This is a genomic window from Paenibacillus sp. Dod16 (assembly GCF_049893405.1).
In the GTDB taxonomy this organism is placed as follows: Bacteria; Bacillota; Bacilli; order Paenibacillales; family Paenibacillaceae; genus Paenibacillus_AQ.
Genome location: NZ_JBNDYG010000061.1, coordinates 23,588 through 31,115, shown reverse-complemented (window position 1 = coordinate 31,115; position 7,528 = coordinate 23,588). Strand labels below are relative to the sequence as shown.

Annotated in this window: 7 protein-coding genes; 1 reads left to right on the top strand and 6 read right to left on the bottom strand. The window is 43.2% G+C overall.

The features are described 5' to 3' along the window. Positions 1-454: 454 nt before the first annotated feature. The 3 genes from ACPV3A_RS32610 to ACPV3A_RS32600 all read right to left on the bottom strand — a co-directional run bounded on the left by ACPV3A_RS32610 (position 455) and on the right by ACPV3A_RS32600 (position 2,424). Positions 455-718 (bottom strand): hypothetical protein, encoded by a 264-nt coding sequence (locus tag ACPV3A_RS32610; RefSeq protein WP_426203864.1) that lies wholly within the window; start codon positions 716-718, stop codon positions 455-457. A gap of 60 nt (positions 719-778) precedes the next feature. After that, on the bottom strand, positions 779-1,129 hold the full coding sequence (locus tag ACPV3A_RS32605; RefSeq protein ID WP_426203862.1) for a hypothetical protein: 351 nt from the start codon (positions 1,127-1,129) through the stop codon (positions 779-781). A 437-nt stretch (positions 1,130-1,566) separates the two neighbouring features. Further along, positions 1,567-2,424: a S1C family serine protease gene (locus ACPV3A_RS32600; protein WP_426203860.1), complete on the bottom strand. Its 858-nt coding sequence runs from the start codon at positions 2,422-2,424 to the stop codon at positions 1,567-1,569. Positions 2,425-2,692: 268 nt separating this feature from the next. Here ACPV3A_RS32600 and ACPV3A_RS32595 point away from each other — a divergent pair, with 268 nt between their 5' ends. Continuing rightward, positions 2,693-4,669 (top strand): ATP-dependent DNA helicase, encoded by a 1,977-nt coding sequence (locus ACPV3A_RS32595; RefSeq protein WP_426203857.1) that lies wholly within the window; start codon positions 2,693-2,695, stop codon positions 4,667-4,669. A gap of 330 nt (positions 4,670-4,999) precedes the next feature. On the opposite strand, the gene ACPV3A_RS32590 is transcribed toward ACPV3A_RS32595, so the two are convergent. The 3 genes from ACPV3A_RS32590 to ACPV3A_RS32580 are packed head-to-tail and all read right to left on the bottom strand — an operon-like array spanning position 5,000 to position 7,234. After that, positions 5,000-5,662, bottom strand: coding sequence for a DUF998 domain-containing protein (locus ACPV3A_RS32590; RefSeq protein WP_426203855.1), 663 nt, complete (start codon positions 5,660-5,662; stop codon positions 5,000-5,002). Further along, entirely contained in the window at positions 5,655-6,086 is a 432-nt protein-coding gene (locus tag ACPV3A_RS32585) for a hypothetical protein (protein WP_426203853.1), read from the bottom strand. Before ACPV3A_RS32585 ends, ACPV3A_RS32590 begins: the two co-directional genes overlap by 8 nt. After that, positions 6,083-7,234 (bottom strand): alpha/beta fold hydrolase, encoded by a 1,152-nt coding sequence (locus ACPV3A_RS32580; protein WP_194542823.1) that lies wholly within the window; start codon positions 7,232-7,234, stop codon positions 6,083-6,085. Before ACPV3A_RS32580 ends, ACPV3A_RS32585 begins: the two co-directional genes overlap by 4 nt. Positions 7,235-7,528 lie beyond the last annotated feature (294 nt).

The window sequence follows — 7,528 nt, the reverse complement described above, 5'->3', positions numbered from 1 at the left end:
AGCCGGGCCGCCTCCAATTTTAATTCCAAGGAGTACCGTCGGTAAGCTTGTCCTTTTTTAGCCATGAAAAAATCCCCTTCGTTAGGCAAGATTAAGTCCATCTTAACAGATGTCTTTTTTCTCTTGTCTACTAAAAGGGGATAATACCAAATTAGCGACTTTCAATGGGACCATGATCTTGTCCCCCGACACTTCCTACTACTGTTAGTATAGCTCCTAATGGAGTCGGAAAAGATCTTTGATAATTTCCATATAAATAAATATACCTACCAAAGCAATAAGTACTGCTATTCCGATTATTCTACTTCTCATGATCTCTTCCTCAGTTAAATAGGATTTGCAAAAATTTAGTATAACGTCTTTTCTACCAACTTCGTAAATGATTCCATATGTAGAGTATTCGTAAATTATAGAACTCCCCTGCCCTTAGTTTAACACTGGGCATACGTTATTGTTATTTTCCTCCAACACGAAACACACCAATTACGGTTGTACCTTCAACATCATAAAGAGGGATATCACGACCATCTGATGATCTATTGTTCTGTATCGCGATGGCATCCTGGGGTGACTTTGGTTGTTCACCGTCTAAATATTTTCTCAGCACATATCCTGCAGTGCCATCTATGCCTATTGCGCTAATTAATTCGGGTTCTGTTTCTGGAGAAGCAGCATCTGAGGATGAACCGTATGTCTGCCCATTTTCATTTCTTTTCACTTTCTAGTCCCTCATCTTTGAATGTTAGATCGGATAAAAGCGTATACGATGAAATTATCTTTATTTTTTTTCATAAAAATTACCCCTCACTATTACCTGGTTTGTATCTTTGGTCACTTCCTCTTCAATATCTAGGTTAGCGACTTCATCTCTTGGAAATTGTTTTGGAAAAGGAGCATAATAAAAATCTCCGTATTCAGTTACTACCCTTTCCGCCGGTTCCGTTCGTGCTTTTCTGTTGTATTCATTTTGCCAATCTGATAATGCTTTTTTTGATGGAGTGGTGTCATTAATAGTCGAGTCTTCAACTTGATTATTAACTATAAGTTCTCTGACTATAAATAATGCGCTCATCAATACAAGACAACTTGCTGCAATGATTGTAGCTCTTCTTAAATACTTCTTATCCATGAGCACTCACCCTAAAAGTATAGTTTAGACATCTTCACTTCTCCATATGATTTATGATCCACTTTCTTGTTTCCTTCAACTTAGTAAACACTAATAAAGGAAACAAAGTTACATAAAAAAAATTGAATCAGATGAAATAGTACTTTTGGGTATATTTGTAACATGCCCATGGCCACTATTATCTCCAAGTGTTGTGGAGTCATAGATAACTATCTAATCGGTAATCGGATCATCTTCTTGTCCTTTACGGCAATCGGTATAATTTCCTGTCTTCGGCTCGGGATACGAAATTGTACCGATAAAATAAAAAAAGCCGCTATAACAGCGACTGGACTGACCTAATGGTTACATTTTGTAAATCGTTATCCTTTTGTTATCGCAGCAAGATCATTCTCTATCCTTTAAACAGCCGATCCATATGGATCGGCTGCCTACTACTATTGAAACATAATCTTTTCATATTTCTCCAAATAGTCGATTGGAATGGCAAGACCTACGGGGATAGAGAGGCCTCCCTGTGATGTAGTTGTTGTGGCATACACAACTGCTATCACATTTCCCTTATTGTTAATAACAGGGCTGCCGCTGTTTCCGTTATGAATTGGAGCCTGTATCATAAGCATGGGGAGCTTGGGACTCTCTAATGGAGTTAATCCTAGCACTGTGCCTTCAGTAGCGATTCGAGAGAATGCTAGCGGATTTCCGATGACATGTATAGGGTCGCCCTCTTGATAGGCTATCTCTGTTTCCAATTGGAGTGTAGGTAGGTTGTTCGCATTGTCTCTAATTTTTAGTATGGAGATATCGATCTCGCTGTCACTTACGATAACATCTGCCAAATATGTTTTTCCATTGAAGAATTGGATGATGCAAGCCTTGTCATTATCCATAACATGTTGATTCGTTATAATGAGTCCGTTTGGAGCGATATTAAACCCTGTACCTTTCCGACCACCAATACTAACGTTGACAACGGCTTGCTTATATTGCTGGATCTGTTCATCTTGTGATAACTGTGAATCCTTTTTCAAAAACCGTAGTGTCGGTAGATTATAAATCTGTGGTATAAAAGCAATTAGATTACCGAGTAGAAGAATGGCCAACATAATAATAATGGTTTTTTTGATCCATGTTCTTTTGGGTGGTGGATTCAACTCATCTTCTTCATTGTCATCTTCCTGGTTCCAAAATTCTTCTTCCCATTCAAGTGGGATATCAGTATCATTTACCGGATCGGCGGATGTTTTGGGATCATTCGGCTCATCGTTACGGATGGAAAATACCTCCCTGCTCAAGAGAAATAGAATAAAAACACTGCTTCAAGTTAATTATACCAAACCTTGGCAGACCGTGATCGGAAACGATGGGTAAACGTATAATACAAGTAAAACAAGCTACAATCTCATTGGAATGCAGCTTGTTTTTTTAATGATTATCGTTTTGGACATAGTGTTCATTTCCTGTCTCTTTGAATCGATGAGAAAAGCAGGTTGCCAAACCTCTTCAGTCATGAGATAATTATAGTTTTCCTAATAAGAATATGACAGTGTCGGAGGCGTAAGCGTGGAGCGATATCCTTTCTCCTATGATCCGTCAGAGCCGTTCGTCAAGCAGGTCGGCGATTGGGTTGCGGATGTTTTTTATGATGTGTTGCCTGAACATGGATTTGATGTCCGGGATGAACAAATATTTATGGCTTACCAATTGGAAAGAGCCTATGCCAGTAAGAAAACTATTTTCGCTGAAGCTGGGGTAGGTACGGGAAAAACACTCGTGTATCTGCTTTATGCGGTTAACTATGCAAGATATACACGCAAACCTGCAGTGATTGCCTGTGCAGATGAGTCGCTCATTGAGCAACTTGTAAAACAGGAAGGAGACATAGCTAAGCTTGCCCGTTATTTGGACTTACAAATTGATGCGCGGCTCGGTAAATCTCCTGATCAATATCTATGTATTAAAAAAATTGACGGCGTTCGTCTTCAGGATGAAGATGCAGCGGTTATTGAAGACGTGTATGAAAATCTTCCTGATTTTGTTCATTCCCCAGGAACGATGCAATCTTTTTACCCTTACGGGGATCGTAAGGAATACCCTCATCTGAATGATGAACAGTGGAATAAGATCAACTGGGATTCATTTCAGGATTGTTTTGTATGTGATCAAAGACATCGCTGCGGCATGACCTTATCTCGGGACCATTATCGAAAATCTACAGATCTTATTATCTGTTCCCATGATTACTACATGGAACATGTGTGGACCTATGAGGGAAGAAAAAGAGAAGGTCAGCTTCCACTGCTCCCGGAACATAGTTCAGTCGTCTTTGACGAAGGACATTTACTCGAATCGGCAGCACAACATGCCCTCAGTTATAAGCTGAAGCATAGTGCATATGAAGAGATTATTACTCGTCTTCTAGATGGAGAGATCAGGGAAACGCTAGCCGAACGAATTGAAGATTCCATTGATCAGAGTCAGCTTGTGTTTTCTCTGGTAGCGGAGCAAAGTACTGCGATACCCGGTTCTGATCGAAAACAAATCCGAATGGATGAGAAGCTTCTTCAAGAACTGAATCGCTGGAAAGGTACGATCGAAGCTATTGATGAAGAGCTGGTCTTTGAGAGTGGCTTGCATACGCTTGATGAATATAAGCTGCGTATCGTTGAGGAGCATCTGGAGATGATCCAAACGGCTCTTCATCTGTTCCGTGATCCAGATACTTTCATTTGCTGGGCGGAAGAAAATGAGGATGGGGCTGCAACACTTGCCATTATGCCGCAAACGGTCAAGGAAGTGCTGAAGGAACGGGTATTCGGGCTTCAGATGCCGATTGTATTCTCATCAGCAACCTTGTCGGTAGATGGATCTTTTGATTATGTGGCAGGAAGTCTCGGAATTAGCGAATTTTTATCTTTTTCCGTGAACTCTCCGTACGATTACGAGAAGCAGATGAAGCTTTTAGCACCGCGTGAACTTTTGCAAGATGGAGAGATTCGGAGTGAGGTTGCTGCTGCGAAGAAGCTGGCCCTGGCGGCCAAGCTGATCAAACGTACCGAAGGACGAGCTCTATTGTTATTTAGAACTATGAATGAGCTTCGCGAGTTTAAGCAAGCCGCTTCGCACCATCCAGATTTCGCATCCTATACCATGCTGTATGAAGGTGACCGTGAGATTAGCAGCCTCATAGCTGAGTTCCAAAATACAGAGGAAAGCGTGCTCTGTGCGGCAAGCCTATGGGAGGGGTTGGATGTTCCGGGACCTTCATTATCCAATGTTATGATTTGGTCACTGCCTTATCCCCCGGAAGATCCTGTATTTATGGCTAAACGGGAAGCCGCTGATTCAGCATTTGAAGAAGTAGACCTGCCATATATGCTGCTTCGCTTACGGCAAGGATTAGGTAGACTCATTCGCTCATCGACGGATCAAGGGATTGCAGCCATCTTGGATGCGGAAATTTTGCTCAATCAGCATGTCAGAGATAGAGTTGAAGCCGTATTGCCGCCTGGAGCTATACTTCAAGTAGAATCGTTGTAGTTAATCCTTCGAAATTCTATTTTAAGTAAGCTCGGAAAAAACCTGTTCTGTAACGCAATTCAAGTCATAAAGCAGACCTGAAGCGTATCAGAACAGGTGTTTTTATACTGTATTATGTGTGGGAATGTTACTCATAGACACTATTTTGAGATGTAATCAATATAATTGGAACGTAAAAATTCAAGCAATTTTCTGGATTGTCCGGTGTTCTCGAACAACCACTCCAATAATTATAAGATCGGACTCTCTTCTCTCCAATCATGGCATCTCTGTTTTTCCCCTGCAATAACAATACATGTATTTTTTCTTCTGCGTTTACCTCGATTACATTTACTTAGAAGCTCCGAGCTTGGCTCCATGAATCCCTACAATAATCAGCCACGTAATCTCCGCCAAGATTAAGAACCGTCCGAACATACCGGCCAAAACCTCCGGTCCGAATTGCCCGTCTCGCGGAATTTGAAACACAAATACCAGCATCGCGACGATTGCAATACTCGCACTTGTGAGCAGCACTCTCTTCACAGGACGCCAAACATCAAGTCGACATAATGAAAGACTAATCAGTAATGCGGCTACCGGCGTGTAGTCCAGCATCGCTCCAAATGAGTGCATGCTGCCGCTAAACGTTGCATCATCCGGACTAACGGAGATGGGATCGGTCACGAAAATGCCTGCGATTATTACGCCTATTGCACTGATTCCAAGAATTACAAGTCCGATGTAACCCGTAACCGTACGTATATGCGGGAATATCGTAATTGCTACGCTGATTTGAGCAAATGCCAGCAATCCAAAAGCCAGGTCCATCATCCAACCAAAGTCGCCAAGTGCATATTCGCTGATAAAACGCCATGTCGGATCAAATTCGGGCTGCAGCAGATGCAGGCTGCATAGGAGAAGCACGAACAATGCACCTGAGAAAATTGACGCTAGCGCGAATCTGGAAGCCGTCACCGTTAAAGGTTTTGCTATAACCAACTGCTTAACCAATACCCATCCCTCCTGCTGGCGAGACTCTCGTCATCATCGTTTCATAACCTCCCCCGCCGGGGTAATGCCATGCCCCCGAATGGGTATCTCCGTCAGAGCGTAATGCCCCTTTATAATAGGAAGGCGATCCTTTGTCTCCAGCCCAAATGACGAGTGAGTCCCCTTCTAATTCATACACATAATCGAAGGTATTGCCTAACGTATCATAATAACGGGACCGAATATCCGGACTCTTGCTTTCGCCGAAGGGTTTTAAATGCCCAATCATCTCGATCCCTTTCACTTCTTGTCCGTTCTGGGAAAGATGGACGTGCTGTATCAAAAAGTGCCCGCCTTCCATCCACTCGTAGGTTACCGTTCCTTCTGCTCCGCCGCTGATTTGCCAAGTACCAACTAGTCGGTCCAACGTTTGAATATTCGTCATGCTCCCACTCTCCTAACTTGTTCGGAATCCGCTATGGCTTTTGCTACAACATCAGGAGCCATGATAACAGCGGAATGATCTTGACCGGCAAGCGAATGTGCAGCAGCCTTTGGAAGAAGTTCGACAAGTGCGCGTGCCGCGTCATGGAAAAGCGGTTCGCTGTTTTCCCCTGTCATAACCAAAGTAGGAATCGTAACGTTCCATCTGCCGGTTGGCAGCGGGTTCCCGGATTGCGTCGTTCCCATAATGATGCCATCATAAGCAAGAGTATGCGCCAGGGACTCCATCTTGTTCCAAGAAGGATCGGCTTTCATATAGTCGATATATTCCCCGGGAATGCCTAGAGCCTCGGATGCGAAATATTCGACTGCTTCAGACCTTTTCTCGGCTTTGATTAGTCCATTCAAATGTTCGACGTAATCACTAGGTACCGGCTTACGGCTGTCGTTAATTATGAATGGCGGTTCATACAAGAAGAGCTTTGCGACTGAATCTCCTAACAAGTTCGCGGCCTCAAGCGCCAACACGGCCCCGGATGAGCTTCCGAACAAGTAAGCTTGCCCTCCGGCGACTGTAATTAAAGCCTCAATGTCTTCCACTTCACGTGCGATCTCGTAAGGTGAGGTATCCGTACTGCGGCCTCGACCGCGACGATCGTAATTGTATACGGTGAAGTTGACCGACAAGTGCTCGGCTAACGGAGAAGCATCCTGATAATCAGCCGCTGCCGATGATATGAGGATGATTGCAGGGCCAGTCCCTTGTTTGGTATAAGCGATTTGTGTCCCATCTTTTGAAATAACGGTTTCCATTGTGTTTTTGCCTCCCATTAACGTTTCTAAGTATTCTTCCAGTCGATCATAAGCATCGGTGAATCCTTCAATCATGCCTATCGCTTCAGCGCGGTCCAATTGTTCGTTGGTAGCGAATCGCGTCACGATGCTAATCCGCGTCCCCCCGCTTTTCTCCTCGAACAACACGGTTGTGTACATTTCGCTATCCGAAACGATATTCCAATCGCTGTCGGAAAAAGTGTCTAAGTACACTAGTTTGCCCGATGCCTCTACTACGTCATATGTGGCTCTGCCTCTAGATAAAACTGTTGATACCTGCCATAAGTCCTCCTTCTTATTCTTGTAGTCCAGCATTTACTCCTCGAGTTTGTCGAGACGCTCTTCCAATAGAATTCTGAAAGAATCAAACCATTCATCCGGCTCCTGGAACGGTCCGGCATCGAGGCTTTAACTGAATTGTTGCTGATCTCATGAACTCAATATACACAATTACGTATATACATGTCAACATATATAAAAAATTAACTCAAATCAAAACCCGTAAACACGAAGAGACAGCCCCGCATAAATTTAAAGCTTTACGAGGCTGCCTCTTTTGTATTGGCATCAATGGATGAGTACTTTCCTATGCCCTTATATTTTGCGAGT